The following is a 16,171-nucleotide window of genomic DNA, read 5'->3' as shown; positions in this document are numbered from 1 at the left end:
CGGCGGCCGCGCGCGCGGCCGCGAGGCCCGCGGGACCGGCCCCCACGATCAGGACGTCGCAGTGCAGATAGCGCGAGGCGTAGCTGTCGGGATCCACCTCGGACGGTGCGACGCCGAGACCCGCAGCCGCGCGGATGAAGGGCTCGTAGACCTTGTGCCAGAAGGACTTGGGCCACATGAAGGTCTTGTAGTAGAACCCGGCCGAGAACAGCATGTAGGCGGCGTCGTTGACGGCGCCGACGTCCCACTTGAGGCTGGGATACCTGTTCTGCGACGTGACCTTCAGGCCGTCCCAGATCTCCTGCACCGTGGCGCGGGTGTTGGGCTCGTAGCGGCCCCTGCCGCGCCGTGTGCCGATCAGGGCGTTGGGCTCCTCCGAACCGGCCGCCACGGGACCGCGCGGTCGGTGATACTTGAACGACCGCCCCATCAGGTGGACGCCGTTGGCCAGAAGCGCCGAGGCGACGGTGTCGCCCGCCGCGCCGCGATAGGTCCGCCCGTCGAAGGTGAAGCGCACGGGCCGGTCCTGATCGACGCGGCCGCGGCCCGGAACGCGGAAACTGCTCATGTCGCGGCCTCCGTCAGGCTGGAGAGATCGGGGCGCGGAGCGCCCGCCGGGTAGGTCGTCAGGAACTTGTCCGACACGGTGTCGCGCACGGCGTTGAAGTAGCGCCCGCAGCCATGCAGGTGCCGCCAGCGCTCGTAATGCGGGCCCTTGGGATTGTCGCGGATGAACAGGAACGCCTCCCACTCCTCGTCGGTCTGCGCCGAAGGATCCTCGGCGCGCACGACATGGGCCTGACCGGCATAGGTGAACTCGAGCTCCGGCAGGGTCTCGTCGCAGTAGGGGCAATGGATCAGGAGCATGGTCGCGAACCTCTCGGGGTCTTGTCGTCGTCGCGCACCTCGGTGCGCTGTCTGTCTCGTGCGCAGGTCATTGCGCTGTCTTCCTCACGCGCGCCTCAATGCGCTGTCTTTCTCACGCGGGCCTCAGTGCGCTGTCTTTCTCACGCGCGCCTCAATGCGCGACGGCGGCCGCTGCGGCCTCGTCGATCAGGCGGCCCGTGCGGAACCGCTCCATCGTGAAGGGCGCGTTGATCGGGTGCGGCTCGTCCTTGGCGACGGTCCATGCGAAGGTGTGCGCCGCGCCCGGCGTCGCCTTGAACCCGCCCGTGCCCCAGCCGCAGTTGACATAAAGCCCCTGCACCGGCGTCTTGGAGATGATCGCCGAACGGTCCGGCGTGACGTCCACCACCCCGCCCCACTTCCGCAGCATCCGCATGCGGTTGAAGATCGGGAACACCTCGACGATCGCGGCAACCGTGTGCTCGATCAGCGGCAGGCCGCCGCGCTGCGAATAGCTGGTATACTGGTCGGTGCCCGAGCCGATCACCAACTCGCCCTTGTCCGACTGGCTGATGTAGGCGTGCACCGCGTTCGACATGACCACGCAGGGGAAGACGGGCTTCACCGGCTCGCTCACCAGCGCCTGCAGCGGGTAGCTTTCCAGCGGCAGGCGGACGCCCGCGGTCTCCATCACGACCGAGGTGTGGCCCGCTGCAGATACCGCGACCTTCTTCGCACGGATGAAGCCCTTGGCGGTCTCCACGCCCGCCACCGATCCGTCCGGGTTGCGGCGGATCGCGGTCACCGGGCAGTTCTGGATGATGTCGACACCGCGCATCGCCGCGCCGCGCGCGTAGCCCCATGCCACCGCGTCATGGCGGGCGGTGCCCGCGCGCTCCTGCAGGGCGCCGCCCATGACCGGATAGCGGGCGGTCTTCGAGATCGAGAGCGGCGGGCAGTATTCCTTGCATTCCCGCGGCGTCAGCCAGCGGTTGTCCACGCCGTTCAGCCGGTTCGCGTGGATGTGGCGCTTGAAGCTCTGGACGTCGTGCACGTTGTGCGCCAGCATAAGGACGCCACGGCGCGAATACATGACGTTGTAGTTCAGTTCCTGGCTGAGACCCTCCCACAGATCGACCGAATGATCGTAGAGCCGCGCGCTTTCGTCATAGAGATAGTTCGATCGGATGATCGTGGTGTTGCGGCCGGTGTTCCCGCCGCCGAGCCATCCCTTGTCGATCACCGCGACGTTGGTGATGCCGTGCTCCTTGGCGAGGTAGTAGGCCGCGCCGAGGCCGTGACCGCCGGCGCCCACGATGACGACGTCGTATTCCTCCTTCGGCTGGGCGTCGGGCCACTGCTCGGTCCAGTTCCTGTTGCCGGTAAGCGCGTTCTTCAGAAGGCTGAAGGCACTGAAATGCGTCATGGGCTGGACCTCGGGGAGACTGCGGGGGGAGTGCGTCGCGCGAAGTCTTACGCGCGTGCGCCGCCTCGCGGCGGTAGATTTGCGTCGAAAAATGCGTAGGAATGCGCCATGCCGACTCGTGCGATCCAGTCCCGAAGCGACGCCCCGCCCCGCAAGCGGCTGCGCGTCGCGTTCCTTCTTGCCGACCGGTTCACCCTGTCGGCCTTCGCCAACTTCGTGGACGTCCTGCGCCTTGCGGCCGACGAGGCGGACAAGTCGCGGCCGATCCTGTGCGAATGGGCCGTGCTTTCGGACACGATGGCGCCCGTCCGCTCCAGCTGCGGAGTGAGGGTGACGCCGGACACGACGCTGCGCGCGGCGGGTGACTACGACTATCTCGTGGTCGTGGGAGGCGTGATGAGCGACGAGGCCGGCCTTTGCGCCGCCGAACGGGCGTTCCTCGCGCACAGGGCGGCGTCCGGCACGCCGGTCGTGGGCCTGTGCACCGGGGTCTTCATCCTCCACGAGGCGGGGCTTCTGGACGGCTACCGCTGCTGCGTGAGCTGGTTCCACCACCAGGATTTCGTGGACCGCTTCGACGCGGTGGAGCCCGTCTCGGACCAGATCTTCGTGGTGGACCGAGACCGGCTGACCTGTTCTGGGGGGCACGGCGCGGCGCATCTCGCGGCGTTTCTGGTGGCCCGCCACGTCGGCCAGTCGGCGGCGATAAAAAGCCTCAACATCATGATGATCGACGAGGCCCTGCGCGGGGACGAGGCGCAGCCGGGCCAGCAGGTCGCGCGCAAACCCAGGGACGAGCTCGTCAAGCGCGCGGTCCTGCGGATGCAGCAGAACATCGAGGTGCCGCTTCCCGTCGCGGCGTTGGCGGGGGGCATGGGCGTGGGGCGGCGGACGCTCGAACGGCGCTTTCTCGCGGACCTCGGCCGGACGCCGTCGCGGATCTACCTCGACCTCAGGCTCGACAAGGCGCTTCTGCGGCTGAGGACGAGCGGCGACACCGTGGCGGAGATCGCGCTGGCGACCGGCTTCTGCGACGGGACGCACCTTGCGCGCACGCTGAAATCCGAGCGCGGCTTCACCCCGGCGGAATACCGCAAGTCGCAGGCCGCCCATGACGACGAGGCGGCGCCCGCCGTCGGCGTGCTGCTGCATCCGGGAAGCTGACGCGACCGGCGGACCGCCGGTCGCGCGCCGCCGGGCCGGTCAGGACACGAGCTTTTCCTGCGATGCGAAGGGGCTCAGCCCGAGCCAGTGCTGAATGGACGACGCGGTCTCCCGGCATCCTTCCATATCCAGCCTCTCACGCTCGGCGCGCACCGTGGTCAGCCCCATCCAGATCGCCGTCATGGTCCGCACGTCGGTCGTCACGAACAGGTCCACCTCGAAGCCCGGATCGGTCAGGCACAGGTCGGTGCCGCCCGAGGGATCCACCACCAGCCACCAGTCGCGCTTCGCGGGTGGCTGGTCGCTGAAGCGGAACTGCAGCACGGTGCGCCTGGCCGGAAGCGGGCTGGGATCGAGGTTGCGGCGCATGTCCCACATCAGAAGCGAGACGTCGAGGTTCTCCAGCGAGGGGTTTGAGCGCACCCATTTCTGGCCCCAGAGACCGAACGCCTCGACCACCGGAAAGAGGTCGCGGCCCGCCGCCGTCAGGAGGTAGTCGACATTCTGCGATCCGGGCACGGGCCGGCGCTCCACGATGCCCGCCGCCTCCAGCTCGCGCAGCCGTTGGGCGAGCAGCGAGCGCGACATCCTCGGCACGCCCCGCCGCAAGTCGTTGAACCTCGTCGATCCCGCGACAAGCTCGCGGACGAGAACCATCGTCCAACGCGTGCACAGGACCTCAGCCGCCATCGCGACCGGGCAAAACTGGTGATAGCTGCCATTCGACATCGGACCCTCCCCCGGGACAAGGCTCGCGCTGCAAGCCTAGCTTCTGCGGAGCGGTCCGATCCAGTTCAGGATCTGGACCGGCCGGTCCAGTTCGAACACTAGCGCATCCGCCCGTGATTCGCGTTGCTGGAGATGGGATCCGTCCGATGGCGCGGTCCCGGATCGACAGATCGACACGAGGCGGCGGCGCGTCCCGCGCCCGCTTCCGACAGCTCAGGGAGGCAAGAATGGCACGAATGATCGAACTCAACCGGCTCGACGGCGGCTCCACGGAGATTTCCGAGGAGAGCCGAGGCGCGCTCGAGGCCGCACTGCGCGGCACCACGGCCGCCGAGACCGAGCCGGGCTACGAGGACGCCCGCACGATCTGGAACGGCATGATCGACCGCAAGCCCGGACTGGTGGTGCGCGCCCTCGGCGCGGGCGACGTCCGCGCCACGGTGAACTTCGCGCGGGAAAACGACCTTCGCATGTCGATCCGGGCGGGAGGGCACCAGATCGCGGGCCTCGCCGTCGAGGACGGCGCCCTGATGCTCGACCTGTCGCAGATGCGCTCGGTCCATGTCGATCCGGGCGCGAGAACGGCACGGGTGGAACCGGGCGCGACGCTGGGCGACGTGGACCGCGAAACGCAGGTGCACGGCCTTGCCCTGCCCGTGGGCGTCAATTCGACGACCGGGATCGCGGGGCTGACGCTTGGCGGGGGCTTCGGCTGGATCACCCGCAAGCACGGAATGACGATCGACAACCTGCTTTCGGCGGATGTCGTGACGGCAGACGGCAGCATCCTGAGGGCGTCGGAGGACGAGAACCCGGACCTCTTCTGGGCGATCCGGGGCGGCGGCGGGAATTTTGGCGTCGTCGTCTCGTTCGAGTTCCGCCTGCACCCGGTCGGTCCCGAGGTGATGTCGGGCCTGATCGTGCATCCCATCGCGGACGCCGCGACGCTGCTGCCCGCGTTCCGCGAGATCTGCGCCGAGGCGCCGGACGAACTGACGGTCTGGGCGGTGCTGCGCAAGGCCCCGCCCCTGCCGTTCCTGCCCGAGGACTGGCACGGGCGCGAGGTCCTGATCTTCGCGGCCTGCCATTGCGGCGACATGGCGGAGGGCGAAAAGGCGATGAGGAAGCTGCGGTCGCTCGGCTCGCCCATCGCGGACGTGATCGGCCCGCATCCCTTCGTGGGCTGGCAGGCGGCCTTCGACCCGCTCCTGGCACCGGGCCAGCGCAACTACTGGAAAAGCCGCGATTTCATCGAGCTGAGCGACCGGACCATCGACGCGATCCTGTCGGCGGTCGCTTCGCTTCCCGACCCGCAATGCGAGGTTTTCATCGCCCACGTGGGCGGCGCGATGGCGCGGGTTGCCTCGGACGCGACGGCCTTTCCGCAGCGCGCGTCGCATTTCACGATGAATGTCCACACGCGCTGGAGCGACCCCGAGGCCGACGCCACCTGCATCGCCTGGGCGCGCGGGCTGTTTCAGGACACGGCCGCGGATGCCGCGCCGAGCGTCTACGTGAACTTCATGCCCGAAGACGAGGCGGGCCGGATGGGCGAGGCCTATGGCGGCAACCTCGGCAGGCTGCGGGAGGTGAAGGCAAGGTACGACCCCGGGAACCTGTTCCGGGTCAACCACAACATCGAGCCCGCGGCGATGGCGCAGGCAGCGCAGTAAGGCGGACGCCGCGGCGGGGCCAGGCACCCGGCCGCGGCGGCGCGGCAGTGGCCAGGATGCGCCGAGCCCTGCATGAGGCACGGGACCCGCGCCCTTGCGCGCGCATCGACGCGCTATCGCCCGACCGACCGCCCCAGCATGATCCCCGCCGCGAGCGCCGCGCCGACAAGGACGCCTGCGGGGTCGCCCTCGGCCGCCCTCGGACCCTCCGCGCCGGGCGCGGGCCGAAGCAGGAGCGACAGCGCCTCGAGGCCCGACAGCGCCTCGTTCCGTTGCCGTCGCGCCTTGCGCAGAAGGAGGGAGCGTCCGACGAGCATCAGAATGAGCGCGACGAACAGCGCCACCCCCGCGACCGCCAGCGCGGCCAGCCACGTCTCCATCCGACCCGCCAGCCAGACATGGAGTGCGACGAACACGAACGCCGTCGCAAGCCCCGCCATGCCGAGGGCCGCAAGCTCCAGCACCGCGCCCGCGGTGCGCCGTTTCACATCGCCGAACTGCGACCTGACGAGGGCGCCGATGAGATCCTCGATCATGAGTGTTCAGCGCCGGGTCATCATGCCGACGAGAAACCCCACGCCGAGGGCGATCAGTGCCGACTGCATGGGCTTTTCCCTGATGTAGCCCTCGACCGAGGCCGTGGCCTGCCGCGCCTTCAGCCGCCCTTCGTCAAGCGCCGAGCGCGACCTTTCCAGAAGCTCCGCCGCCTCGGCAAGCGCCTCGTCGCGCTTTTCGCCCGCCTTGGCCTCGCCGATCTCGCGCAGGAGGGCGGCAAGCCGGGTGATGTCGTCGCGGATGACCCGGAACTGGCGTTCGAGGTCTTCGCTGCCGGGGCTTCTCGAGGTGTCCGTCATGTCTTGTGTCCTTTCGGGGTCAAGGGGGTGTCGGCAGATCGCCGAGCGCGCCGGGGAAAGGGGCCGGGCTGCGCCAGTCCTGCGCCAGTCCTGCGCCCTCCCTGCGCCGGAGCTTGGGGCGCGTCTGCCGACATGGATCGTGTCCTTGCGGTCATCTCACCTCCCGCCGGGGGATCGTCGCTGGGTGCAGTATCGGCCCTGCCGCCTGCCGAAGCCATACCTTTCCACCCGGCCGCGGGCCGCCCGGCCCACGAAGCCGCTACCGGTCGGTCGCGCGAAACGGCGCGGTTCGGTGGCGGAGGACGGCCTTTCCCGTCGCCCGCCCGTTCGGGATGGGGTATGCTGGCGCACGACCGATCTTCTCTCGGGGCCGGGGAGGCAAGGCGATGACGGACGCGGCAGGGCAAGCTCGCGAGGGGACGCAGGGACGACGCGCCCCGGATGTCCGATGCGCGACCCGCCCTGCAGGGCATCGCGGTCCCCTCGACCTTCTGGCGTCTGGCCCGGGACGGTCCATGCCGCGTTCGGCGCGCCTCGCGGCCGTCACCGCGTTCCTCGCGGCGGCAGGCCTCGCGGAGGGCCCGGTGTCGGCGCAGGAACGGCTGGACATCGCCTTCCCGCCCGGCGCGACCGGCACGACGATCGAAGGCACGGTGCGCGGCCACGATTACATCGACCACGTCCTGACAGTTCGGGGCGGAAAGACCCTGCGCGCCTCGATCGAGGTCACGGGCACGAACGGCCACGGGAGCGTCTACTTCAACATCCTGCCTGCCGGGCAGGATTACGGCGGCCTCTACACGGGCCACATGGACGACGACGGACGCGCCGAGGTCACGATCCCTGCGGACGGCGACTGGGCGATCCGCGTCTACCTGATGGGCAACGACCGGGACACCGGCCGAATGGTGGATTTCGCCCTCGACGTCTCCGCCCCGCCCGCCTGAGCCCGCGACGGCGGACGTGTCCTCCCTAGCGGCGGCGACGCAGCCAGCCGAGCGTGGCGTCGGTGTCGCCGGCGGGCTTGTATTCCGCGCCGAGGGGGCCGTCATGGCCCAGCGCCTCGATGACGGCGAAGACATGCTCGTAATTCACCTCGCCGTGATCCGGGGGGCCCCGGTCGGGAACGGAGGCGAACTGGATGTGGCCGATGCGCGGCATGAGATCCGTCAGGCGATGGGTCAGATCGCCCTCGGTCAGCTGCACGTGGTAGCAGTCGAACATAAGCCGCAGCGCCTCGTGACCGACGGCCTCCATGATCTCGAGCGCCTGCCCCGTCGTGCGCAGGAAATAGCCCGGCGCGTCATAGGGGTTGAGCGGCTCGATCAGGATGCCCACGCCGAGCGGCGCGGCCTTTTCGCAGGCATGAGCGAGGTTGGCCACGAAGGCAGCCCGCGCTTGCGGCCCCTCGGCGCGGCCGGCCATGACGTGGACGCGGCGCGCCCCGATCTCGACGCCGTAGGCGAGCGCCTCGTCGATGGCCGCGCGCGCCTCCGCCTCGCGCCCCGGCAGCGCCGCAAGCCCGTTCTCGCCCGCCGCCACGTCGCCGCGCCGCGTGTTCAGCCCCAGACAGGGCAGCCCGGTCTCGCGCAGCGCCCGCGCGACCTCGGCGGCGGGCACCTCGTAGGGCCAGTGCAGTTCGACCGCGTCGAAGCCCGCCGCCTTGGCCGCATGGATCGCCTCGGGCAGCGGCCGGTCCGCCCAGAGAAAGCCCAGGTTGGCCGAGAACCTCATTCGTCCCACTCCACGTCGAATTTCGTCACCACGGCGCGCACCTGCGTGTCGGTCAGACCGCGCGCGCCCGTCCCCCGCGTCAGAAGGGCGAGGCGGGCGGTGTCCTCGAGTTCCTCGATGGCGTTGCACGCGGCCTCCACGTCGCGGCCCGCCACCACGGGGCCGTGGTTGGCCAGCATCACCGCCGAGCGCCGTCCAGCCAGCCCGCGCACCGCCTCGCCCATGGCCGGGTCGCCCGGCAGGAAGAAGGGCAGAAGCCTGACCTTGCCCAGCTTCATGATCCCGTAGGGCGTGAGCGGCGGCAGGAAGTCGTCGGGGTCGGCGTCGGGCATCATCGACAGGGCGACGGAATGGCAGGAATGCAGGTGCACGACCGCGCCGGCTGTCGAGCGCGTGTCGTAGAAGGCAGAGTGAAGGGGCATTTCCTTGGTCGGCGGATCCCCCCCGACCAGCCGCCCGTCCGCGTCGAACCGGCTGAGCCGCGCGGGATCGAGCCTGCCAAAGCTGGTGCCCGTTGGACTGACCAGAAGCCCGCCATCCGCGGTGCGCGCCGAGATGTTGCCGGTGCTCCCCCCGGTCAGGCCGCGGTCGAACATGGATTTCGCCAGAAGGCAGATCTGCTCGCGCAGCGCGGTGTCGGTCATGCGCCCTCCAGTTTCGCCAGCGCCTCGGCGAAGAAGCCGGGCCCTCCGAAATTGCCGGATTTGAGCGTCAGGGCAATCGCGACGCCCGCGCTGTCGGCATAGGTCCAGGGCACGCCCGGCGCGATCTCGACCCCGATATCCAGGCGGCTGACGCCGAGAGCCCGCGTCACCGCGCCCGAGGTCTCGCCGCCCGCCACCACGAAGCGCCGCCGCCCGGCCTTGCGCGCGGCGACCGCAAGCCGGGCGAGCGCGTCCTCCACGACACGGCCCGCCTCAGCGACGCCGAGCCGTGCCTGCGCCTCGGCCACCGCTGCGGGCTCGGCCGTCGCGTAGACCAGCGGGCTTTCCCCGAGCGGCACCGCCGAGAGCCACTCCAGCGCCGCGCCCGGACCGTGCTCGGCCAGGTGCAGCGGATCGAGCCGGTGATGCGGCGCGCGGGCCGCGTAGTCCGCCACCTGCGCCCGCGTCATCGCCGAACAGCTGCCCGACAGGACGATGGCCGAGGGGCCGATGCCGGGGCGCGAGCGCCCCGCAGCGCCGCCCGGCAGCCCCTCGCCCTCCGCAAGAAGGCGCGGCAGCGGCATGGCGACGGCGCTTCCGCCGGTCAGAAGGGGCATGTCGCGGCAGGCCTCGGCGATCACACGCAGATCGTCATCGGCCACGGCGTCCACCACCACATGGGCCACGCCCTCCGCCGCCAGATCCGCAAGCGCCGCGCGCAGGGCCTGCGCGCCCCGCGCCACCGTCAGCCGGTCGACAAGGCCCACCGGCCGCGTCACCTGCGGCGCAAGGAGGCGCATCAGGTTGCTGTCGCGCATCGGCGTGAGAGGGTGGTCCTTCATCGGGCTCTCGTGAAGCGGCTGGCGCCCCACGAAGAGGTTGCCCATGAAGACCGAGCGCCCGTTTTCCGGGAAGGCGGGGCAATAGATCGTCTGCACGGCGCCGAGGTCGTCCATCAACGCCTCGGCCACGGGTCCGATGTTGCCCTGCGGCGTGGAATCGAAGGTCGAGCAGTATTTCCAGAACGCCTGCCGCGCGCCGGCCGCCCGCAGCCACGCAAGCGCGGCGCGGCATTCGGCGACCGCCTCGGTGACGGGCGCGGTGCGGCACTTCAGGGCGATCACCTCGAAGGGGGCGGTCGTCTCGGGCGGCGTGTCGGGCACGCCGATGCGCAGGCTCACGCGGTGCCCGCTCCGCGCGAGCAGGCCCGCGAGGTCCGTCGCGCCGGTGAAATCGTCCGCGATGCAGCCCAGGACCGTGGTCATGCCCCTGCCCCGCCCGGTGCGTCGTCCTCGAGGTAGACGGCGATCAGATCGTCCACCGAGGCTTCAGCCACGAAGCCCAGCGCTGCGGCGCGCGCGGGCGCGAAGGCGCGCGGCCACGTCTCGATGATGGCGGCGATCGCGGGGTCCGGCGCCTCCTCGATCAGGGCCGCGGCCTTCGGGCCGGCGGCGCGGGCCAGCGCCTCGATCTGGCCGCCGACAGTGGTTTCGACCCCCGGCATCGTGATCGTGCGCCGCGGCCCGACCGCCGCGCCGTCAAGCCCGGCGGCATGCACGAGGAAGCCCGCGGCGGCGCGCGGGCTGGCCAGCCAGTGCTTGACTTCGCGGCTCACCGGAAGGCGGCTCGGCAATCCTGCGAGGGGTTCGCGCAGGATGCCCGAGAAGAAACCCGAGGCGGCGGCGTTGGGGGCGCCGGGCCGGATCACGATCGTGGGCAGGCGCAGCCCGATCGCGTCGAGGAACCCGCGCCGCGTGTAGTCGTCGAGCAGCAGCTCGACGATGGCCTTCTGGGTGCCGTAGCTCGACCGGGGCGCGCGGATCTGATCGTCGGGCACCGGGTCGGGCAGCGGCGCGCCGTAGACCGCGAGCGACGAGGCGAAGACCAGCCTGGGCGTATAGCCGTCGGCCTCGTGGGCGCGCCTTATCGCCTCCAGAAGCGCGCGGGTGGCATCCACGTTGACGCGGTAGCCGCCCTCGAAGTCGCGCTCCGCCGCGCCGGACACCATCGCCGCGAGATGGAAGATCACGTCCGGGCGGCCCGAGACGAGATCCTCGGCCGCCCCATCGGCGGTGATGTCCACGGACCGGGCCGTGACCGGCACCTCGCCCTCGGGCGGCGTGGGGGCGGCGAGGTCCGCAAGCTCGAGCGCCGCGATGTCGCGGCCCGCCAGACGGCGCTCGCGCATCAGCCGCAGCGCCAGTTTCGCGCCGATCATGCCACCGGCGCCAATGATCAGGACCCGCATGGTCCGCCCCTCCAGTTCAGTCGTCCGTCCCGCCGCCCGCGCCGGGCAGCTTCAGCCCCGCGTTGCGCGCATAGACCTTGGTGATCGCCGCGTCATCCTCGGATGCCAACCCCATGCCGACCGCGACCATGTATTGCTGAAGCGCTGCGGCTGTGATCGGCGCGGCGAACTTCGCCTCGCGGGCGATGTCGAGCACGATCCCGAGGTCCTTGGGCCAGATCGCGATCTGGCTGCGCGGCGTGTAGTCGCCCTCGATCACGTGCGGCGCGCGGTTCTCGAGCATCCACGAGGTGCCGGCGCACTGGCTGATGACTTCAAGGAAGGTGTCGGGCCGGACGCCCTGCGTCATGCCGAAGGCCATCGCCTCGCCCATCGCGGCGATGTGGACGCCGGCCAGGAGCTGGTTGACCGCCTTCATGGCCGAGCCCGCGCCGGGCACGTCGCCCAGGCGGAACACCTTCGCCGCCGTCGCCTCGAGAACCGGGCCCGCGGCCTCGAAGGCCTCGGCCGGCCCGGACGCCATGATCGAGAGCGCGCCCTCGGCGGCCTTGACCGCCCCGCCCGATATCGGCGCGTCGAGGTAATGGACACCCCGCCCGGCGCAGCGCGCGGCCATGTCGCGCACCACGGACGGCGCCACGGTCGGGCAGGCGATGACGACCGCGCCCGCGCGCAGGTGCGGCACGATCCCCTCGGGGCCGAAAAGCACCGCTTCGAGCTGCACGGCGTTCAGGACGACGACAGCCACGGCGTCGAGATCCGCCGCCGCGGCAAGGGCATCGCCCGCCTGCCCGCCAGATGCGGCGAAGCGCGCCTCGGCCTCGGGGTTCACGTCGACGCCGCGGGTCGCGAGCCCCGCGCGCAGGCACGACTGCGCCATCCCGAACCCCATCGAGCCAAGCCCGATCACCAGAACCGATGTCCGTTTCATGTCCTCACCCATGTTGCACCCGTTCGCCGGACCCCGGCCCCGCCCAGCGCGCGCAGAGCTCGCGCATCGGCTGCGCCGTGGCGAAGGCCACGCCGTGCCCGCAGTCATAGACCCAATGCTCGGCATTTGGCAGCCGTCTCGCCATCGCCGCCTGCGCCTCGGGCGGGGCCTGCCGGTCTCGGCTGCCCGTGATCACGAGGGTCTCCTGAGCGATCCGCGGCAGCGCGTCCCAGACGTCGTGGGCCGCACGCGCCGCGAGAAGCCTCCGGTAGCCGCCACTGACGAGGGCGGGATCGGCGAAGGCGGTCTCGAAGGCCAGCCGCGCGTCGAGCCGCGCGGCGAACGCGTCGGGATCGCCGTCGCGCAGCGCGACGTTCGCGGCGTCGAGCAGCATCAGGGCCTCGGCCGCGCCCTTGCGGCGCGGCATCTCCAGAAGATGCGCGATGTCGGCCGAGCTGCCCCCCGCCCCGCCCGCCGCCGCCGAGGCGACGGCAAGGCGCGCGACCCGGTGCGGGAAGCGGTGCGCGAGGTGCAGCGCGGTCATGCCCCCGAAGCTCTCGCCCAGCACGTCGGCGCTGTCCCAGCCCGCCGCGGCCATCAGGGCATCGGCGTCGCGGGCGTAGTCCTCCATGCTCCACGCCCCGTCCGGCCGTTCGCTGCGGCCGATGCCGCGGGGCTCGTAGGTGAGGATCTCGAAGCGCCGCGCCAGCTCGCTTTCGAGGAAGTTCCGTTTCAGCCGCAGATCGAAATTCGACCCGCCCAGGAGCAGGACGCGCCCCTCGGGACGATCCGGGCGGGATCGAAGGACATGAAGCGACAGGCGCGCGGTGCGGACCTGCGCCTCGTTGACCTCGGGGGGCCGCGTCATGCGCCCGAGGCCGCGCGGCGCCGCGCCATGAGACCGCGCAGCACCGGGAAGGCCAGCGCCAGCGCCGTCACCGCAAACAGCGTTCCGGCGATCGGGTGGTCGGTGGCGAAGGCGGTGATGTCGCCCCGCGTCAGGATCAGGCCCTGCCTCAACGTCAGCTCGAGCGTCGGCCCCAGCACCATGCCGATCACCAGGGGCGCCATCGGGACGCCCTGCCTGCGCAGCACGAAGCCGAGCACGCCCGCGAAGCCCATCACCATCAGGTCGAAGGGATTGCCGCGCACGAAGTAGATGCCGACCCCGCACAGCAGCACCACGCCCGTCATCATGAACCCCTCGCGCATCCGAAGGATCGGCGCCGCAACCCGCGCCAGCGCCATGCCCAGCGGAAGAAGCAGGATGTTGATGATGAAGAAGCCCGCGAAGATGGCCGCGATGAGGGTCGGGTTGTCCTCCATCAGGCGGAAGCCCGGCGTGATCCCGTGCAGCGTCAGGGTCGCCAGCATCACCGCCGTGATCGCGTCGCCGGGGATGCCGAGCGCCATCGTCGGGACCAGCGCGCCGCCGGTCACGGCGTTGTTGGCGGCCTCGGACGAGACGATGCCGTCGGGCTCGCCCTTGCCGTAGCCGTCCTTGTTCGGGGACGATCTCTTGCCCTCGGCGTAGGAGATGAAGGCCGCCGTGGCCGCGCCCGTGCCGGGCAGGACCCCGATCACGTTGCCGATCAGGACCGACTTCGCGAGGTTCTTCTTGCGGCCCGCCCATTCGGACCAGCGCGGCAGGACGATGCCCTTGAAGTCCGCCAGTTCGCTGACCTCCTCGGCCGTCTTGCTGGCGCGCACGAACACCTCCGAGAGCGCAAAGATGCCGATGACCACGGCCAGCAGGTTGAAGCCCGAGATGAGCTGCCAGTTGCCGAAGGTGAAGCGCGGCTGGCCCGTGACGGGATCGCCCCCCACCGAGGCGAGGAAGATCCCGATCGTGCCCGCGAGCAACCCCTTCACGAGCGAGCCCGAGGACACCGAGACGATGCAGGTCATGCCCAGAAGCACCAGCGCGAAGGTCTCGATCGGCCCGAAGTTCAGCGCGAAGGCCGCAAGCTGCGGCGCCGCCAGCAGCAGCACGACGGCCGAGACAATCCCGCCCACGACCGAGGCGACCGTGGCCCAGCCCAGCGCCTTGCCCGCCTCGCCGCGCTGCGCCATGGGATACCCGTCAAAGCAGGTGGCCGCCGATTGCGGCGTGCCGGGCGTGTTGATCAGGATGGCCGAGATCGACCCGCCATAGACCGACCCCGCGTAGACGGCGAGCAGCATCAGGATGGCCGGCGCCTGCCCCATCGACAGCGTGAAGGGAAGCACCATCGCCACCGCCACGGTCGAGCCGATGCCGGGCATGGCGCCCAGCACGATGCCGAGGACCGTGCCGAGGACCAGCGTCAGCAGCGCCTCGGTCGTCATCAGGAGGGACAGCGCGTCGGGGATTGCGGAGATCATGGCGCGCGGCCCCTCAGAACAGGTAGGTGAACGGCGAAGTGGGCAGCGGCAGCTTCAGCACATGGTTGAACAGGACCACGAGGCTGCCCGGCACAAGGATCGCGTAGGCCGCGATCGCCAGCGGGCTTCGTATGCCGAAGACCAACAGGGCGAGGACGCAGAACGGCATCGAGGCCAGCATGAAGCCGACCCGCGTGATGACGTTCGCGTAGATCAGGGCCGCGATCACAAACACGATCAGCGCGCCCCACTTCTCAACCGGCTCGACCGCCTTGCGGCCCGCCACGTCCTGAAAGATGGCGGCCAGCGTCAGGGCGATCATGATGCCGAGGATGATGCGCGGGAAATAGACCGGCGACTGCACCGCGCCGAGAAGCCGGTAGTCGGTGCCGAAGGTCGTCGCGAACAGCGCGCCGGCGGCGATCAGAAGCGTCAGAAGCACGAGCACGCGCTCGGAAAGCAGCGATGGCATTGGGGGGTCCGCCCGGAATGGAGAGGGCCAGCCCGCGCCGATGCCGGGCCGGCCCAGTCTCTGGGATGGCTCAGTTCAGGCCTGCGGCCTCGATGATGACCGAGTTGGCCTCGTACTGGGCGCGGAAGAAGGCGTCGAAGTCCGCGGCTCCGCGGTAGTCGATCACCGTGCCGGACGACGCAGCGAATTCCTGGAAGCCCTCGGAATTCACGGCCTGCTCGCAGGCGGCTTCCAGTTTGGCGACGACATCGGGCTCCACGCCGGCCGGCGCGAAGAGACCGCCCCACAGGTAAAGCTCGTCGAGCGGCGGCTCGATACCCACCTCGGCGGCCGTCGGCACGTCGGGATAGGCCTCGAGGCGCTCGGAGTTGAACACCATGAGCGGCCGGAAGTCGCCGCGCTGCATCAGGATCTCGGTGTCCCCGAAGAACTGGATCGTGCCGGCCGTCAGGGCCTGGATCGCGGGGCCCGAGCCCTGGAACGGCAGGTGCACCATGTCGTCGAGGATGCCGAGGCCGGCAAAGGCCGCGACGGTCGTCAGATGCGTCATCGCACCCGCGCCCGACGACCCGTAGACAAGCGCGCCCGGCTCGGCCTCGACCGCGGCGACGACGTCGGCCGCCGTCATGTAGGGCTGGTCGGCGCTGGTGAAGAGCAACGTGGGAGAGGCGGCCACCGAGCAGATCGGCGTCCAGCTGTCGACGTCGTAGGGCACGTCGCGGATCTGCGGCTGGACCGTGGCGACGGTGATCGAGAAATAACCCATCTGATAGCCGTCCGCGCGCTGGCCCTGCAGCGCCGAAGCGGCGACCGTGCCGCCGCCGCCCGCCATGTTCGACACGAAGACGTCACCGCCGATGGCCTCCGCGAAATGGGGGGCGAGACCGCGCAGCAGCAGGTCCGTGCCGCCGCCGGCGTTGAACGGAACGATCAGGTTGATGGGCCGCTCGGGAAATTCCTGCGCCGAGGCGATGCCGGCGGAAACGGTGATGGCGACCAGTCCGGCCGTGACGGATGCGTAGTTCATTGTTCCTCCCTTGGGCCCCTCCCAGGGCCTCCTCTCGCAAACACCAGCCAAATTGGTAG

General features: G+C 70.5%; 18 protein-coding genes. 3 read left to right on the top strand and 15 right to left on the bottom strand.

Annotated elements, in window-relative coordinates:
* The 3 genes from P6F26_RS15075 to P6F26_RS15065 form a co-directional block, all read right to left on the bottom strand.
* The coding region (locus P6F26_RS15075) for a 2Fe-2S iron-sulfur cluster-binding protein (RefSeq protein ID WP_278029524.1) at positions 1 to 568 on the bottom strand (568 nt) is incomplete at its 3' end.
* Positions 565 to 867, bottom strand: coding sequence for a sarcosine oxidase subunit delta (locus P6F26_RS15070; protein WP_278029523.1), 303 nt, complete (start codon positions 865 to 867; stop codon positions 565 to 567). The genes P6F26_RS15070 and P6F26_RS15075, both read right to left, overlap by 4 nt.
* A gap of 151 nt (positions 868 to 1,018) precedes the next feature.
* On the bottom strand, positions 1,019 to 2,272 hold the full coding sequence (locus tag P6F26_RS15065; protein WP_278029522.1) for a sarcosine oxidase subunit beta family protein: 1,254 nt from the start codon (positions 2,270 to 2,272) through the stop codon (positions 1,019 to 1,021).
* Between the two features lie 108 nt (positions 2,273 to 2,380).
* Between P6F26_RS15065 and P6F26_RS15060 the strand changes: the two genes are divergently transcribed.
* On the top strand, positions 2,381 to 3,436 hold the full coding sequence (locus tag P6F26_RS15060) for a GlxA family transcriptional regulator (protein WP_278029521.1): 1,056 nt from the start codon (positions 2,381 to 2,383) through the stop codon (positions 3,434 to 3,436).
* Between the two features lie 39 nt (positions 3,437 to 3,475).
* On the opposite strand, the gene P6F26_RS15055 is transcribed toward P6F26_RS15060, so the two are convergent.
* Positions 3,476 to 4,165, bottom strand: coding sequence for a winged helix-turn-helix transcriptional regulator (locus P6F26_RS15055; protein WP_278029520.1), 690 nt, complete (start codon positions 4,163 to 4,165; stop codon positions 3,476 to 3,478).
* A gap of 227 nt (positions 4,166 to 4,392) precedes the next feature.
* Here P6F26_RS15055 and P6F26_RS15050 point away from each other — a divergent pair, with 227 nt between their 5' ends.
* Positions 4,393 to 5,838, top strand: coding sequence for an FAD-binding oxidoreductase (locus P6F26_RS15050; protein WP_278029519.1), 1,446 nt, complete (start codon positions 4,393 to 4,395; stop codon positions 5,836 to 5,838).
* A gap of 113 nt (positions 5,839 to 5,951) precedes the next feature.
* On the opposite strand, the gene P6F26_RS15045 is transcribed toward P6F26_RS15050, so the two are convergent.
* Both P6F26_RS15045 and P6F26_RS15040 read right to left on the bottom strand, forming a co-directional pair.
* A complete protein-coding gene (locus tag P6F26_RS15045) occupies positions 5,952 to 6,374 on the bottom strand; it encodes a phage holin family protein (RefSeq protein ID WP_278029518.1) in 423 nt (140 codons plus the stop codon).
* 6 nt (positions 6,375 to 6,380) lie between these two features.
* Positions 6,381 to 6,692: an ElaB/YgaM/YqjD family protein gene (locus tag P6F26_RS15040; protein WP_278029517.1), complete on the bottom strand. Its 312-nt coding sequence runs from the start codon at positions 6,690 to 6,692 to the stop codon at positions 6,381 to 6,383.
* Between the two features lie 515 nt (positions 6,693 to 7,207).
* Between P6F26_RS15040 and P6F26_RS15035 the strand changes: the two genes are divergently transcribed.
* Positions 7,208 to 7,639, top strand: a complete 432-nt coding sequence (locus P6F26_RS15035) for a hypothetical protein (RefSeq protein WP_278029516.1) — start codon at positions 7,208 to 7,210, stop codon at positions 7,637 to 7,639.
* A 25-nt stretch (positions 7,640 to 7,664) separates the two neighbouring features.
* On the opposite strand, the gene P6F26_RS15030 is transcribed toward P6F26_RS15035, so the two are convergent.
* The 9 genes from P6F26_RS15030 to P6F26_RS14990 all read right to left on the bottom strand — a co-directional run bounded on the left by P6F26_RS15030 (position 7,665) and on the right by P6F26_RS14990 (position 16,112).
* On the bottom strand, positions 7,665 to 8,426 hold the full coding sequence (locus P6F26_RS15030; RefSeq protein ID WP_278029515.1) for a hydroxypyruvate isomerase family protein: 762 nt from the start codon (positions 8,424 to 8,426) through the stop codon (positions 7,665 to 7,667).
* Positions 8,423 to 9,070, bottom strand: a complete 648-nt coding sequence (otnC, locus tag P6F26_RS15025) for a 3-oxo-tetronate 4-phosphate decarboxylase (protein ID WP_278029514.1) — start codon at positions 9,068 to 9,070, stop codon at positions 8,423 to 8,425. Before otnC ends, P6F26_RS15030 begins: the two co-directional genes overlap by 4 nt.
* Positions 9,067 to 10,335: a 3-oxo-tetronate kinase gene (gene otnK, locus P6F26_RS15020; RefSeq protein ID WP_278029513.1), complete on the bottom strand. Its 1,269-nt coding sequence runs from the start codon at positions 10,333 to 10,335 to the stop codon at positions 9,067 to 9,069. Before otnK ends, otnC begins: the two co-directional genes overlap by 4 nt.
* The gene (gene denD, locus P6F26_RS15015; RefSeq protein ID WP_278029512.1) at positions 10,332 to 11,318 is read right to left on the bottom strand and encodes a D-erythronate dehydrogenase; all 987 of its coding nucleotides are present in this window, start codon (positions 11,316 to 11,318) and stop codon (positions 10,332 to 10,334) included. The genes otnK and denD overlap by 4 nt, the downstream gene beginning before the upstream one ends.
* 16 nt (positions 11,319 to 11,334) lie before the next feature.
* Positions 11,335 to 12,249 (bottom strand): L-threonate dehydrogenase, encoded by a 915-nt coding sequence (gene ltnD / locus P6F26_RS15010; RefSeq protein ID WP_278029511.1) that lies wholly within the window; start codon positions 12,247 to 12,249, stop codon positions 11,335 to 11,337.
* 4 nt (positions 12,250 to 12,253) lie between these two features.
* The gene (locus P6F26_RS15005; protein WP_278029510.1) at positions 12,254 to 13,117 is read right to left on the bottom strand and encodes an alpha/beta fold hydrolase; all 864 of its coding nucleotides are present in this window, start codon (positions 13,115 to 13,117) and stop codon (positions 12,254 to 12,256) included.
* Positions 13,114 to 14,613 carry a tripartite tricarboxylate transporter permease gene (locus tag P6F26_RS15000; RefSeq protein ID WP_278029509.1) on the bottom strand — a complete coding sequence of 500 codons (1,500 nt, stop codon included), beginning with the start codon at positions 14,611 to 14,613 and terminating at the stop codon, positions 13,114 to 13,116. Before P6F26_RS15000 ends, P6F26_RS15005 begins: the two co-directional genes overlap by 4 nt.
* A 13-nt stretch (positions 14,614 to 14,626) precedes the next feature.
* Entirely contained in the window at positions 14,627 to 15,085 is a 459-nt protein-coding gene (locus P6F26_RS14995) for a tripartite tricarboxylate transporter TctB family protein (protein ID WP_278029508.1), read from the bottom strand.
* A 70-nt stretch (positions 15,086 to 15,155) separates the two neighbouring features.
* The gene (locus P6F26_RS14990) at positions 15,156 to 16,112 is read right to left on the bottom strand and encodes a Bug family tripartite tricarboxylate transporter substrate binding protein (protein WP_278029507.1); all 957 of its coding nucleotides are present in this window, start codon (positions 16,110 to 16,112) and stop codon (positions 15,156 to 15,158) included.
* Positions 16,113 to 16,171: the final 59 nt, after the last annotated feature.

It is taken from the genome of Roseicyclus salinarum (assembly GCF_029624655.1).
In the GTDB taxonomy this organism is placed as follows: Bacteria; Pseudomonadota; Alphaproteobacteria; order Rhodobacterales; family Rhodobacteraceae; genus Roseibacterium; species Roseibacterium salinarum.
The sequence above is the reverse complement of the archived record's forward strand: the minus strand, read 5'-3'. Positions and strand labels throughout refer to the sequence as shown.

What these genes read in the sequence shown, in the direction of transcription:
- P6F26_RS14990 (WP_278029507.1), bottom strand. Translation starts at nt 16,112, where the DNA reads ATGAACTACGCATCCGTCACGGCCGGACTGGTCGCCATCACCGTTTCC.
- P6F26_RS15055 (WP_278029520.1), bottom strand. Translation starts at nt 4,165, where the DNA reads ATGTCGAATGGCAGCTATCACCAGTTTTGCCCGGTCGCGATGGCGGCT.
- denD (WP_278029512.1), bottom strand. Translation starts at nt 11,318, where the DNA reads ATGCGGGTCCTGATCATTGGCGCCGGTGGCATGATCGGCGCGAAACTG.
- P6F26_RS15065 (WP_278029522.1), bottom strand. Translation starts at nt 2,272, where the DNA reads ATGACGCATTTCAGTGCCTTCAGCCTTCTGAAGAACGCGCTTACCGGC.
- P6F26_RS15035 (WP_278029516.1), top strand. Translation starts at nt 7,208, where the DNA reads ATGCCGCGTTCGGCGCGCCTCGCGGCCGTCACCGCGTTCCTCGCGGCG.
- P6F26_RS15060 (WP_278029521.1), top strand. Translation starts at nt 2,381, where the DNA reads ATGCCGACTCGTGCGATCCAGTCCCGAAGCGACGCCCCGCCCCGCAAG.
- otnC (WP_278029514.1), bottom strand. Translation starts at nt 9,070, where the DNA reads ATGACCGACACCGCGCTGCGCGAGCAGATCTGCCTTCTGGCGAAATCC.
- P6F26_RS15050 (WP_278029519.1), top strand. Translation starts at nt 4,393, where the DNA reads ATGGCACGAATGATCGAACTCAACCGGCTCGACGGCGGCTCCACGGAG.
- otnK (WP_278029513.1), bottom strand. Translation starts at nt 10,335, where the DNA reads ATGACCACGGTCCTGGGCTGCATCGCGGACGATTTCACCGGCGCGACG.
- P6F26_RS15000 (WP_278029509.1), bottom strand. Translation starts at nt 14,613, where the DNA reads ATGATCTCCGCAATCCCCGACGCGCTGTCCCTCCTGATGACGACCGAG.
- P6F26_RS15045 (WP_278029518.1), bottom strand. Translation starts at nt 6,374, where the DNA reads ATGATCGAGGATCTCATCGGCGCCCTCGTCAGGTCGCAGTTCGGCGAT.
- P6F26_RS14995 (WP_278029508.1), bottom strand. Translation starts at nt 15,085, where the DNA reads ATGCCATCGCTGCTTTCCGAGCGCGTGCTCGTGCTTCTGACGCTTCTG.
- P6F26_RS15070 (WP_278029523.1), bottom strand. Translation starts at nt 867, where the DNA reads ATGCTCCTGATCCATTGCCCCTACTGCGACGAGACCCTGCCGGAGCTC.
- P6F26_RS15030 (WP_278029515.1), bottom strand. Translation starts at nt 8,426, where the DNA reads ATGAGGTTCTCGGCCAACCTGGGCTTTCTCTGGGCGGACCGGCCGCTG.
- ltnD (WP_278029511.1), bottom strand. Translation starts at nt 12,249, where the DNA reads ATGAAACGGACATCGGTTCTGGTGATCGGGCTTGGCTCGATGGGGTTC.
- P6F26_RS15040 (WP_278029517.1), bottom strand. Translation starts at nt 6,692, where the DNA reads ATGACGGACACCTCGAGAAGCCCCGGCAGCGAAGACCTCGAACGCCAG.
- P6F26_RS15005 (WP_278029510.1), bottom strand. Translation starts at nt 13,117, where the DNA reads ATGACGCGGCCCCCCGAGGTCAACGAGGCGCAGGTCCGCACCGCGCGC.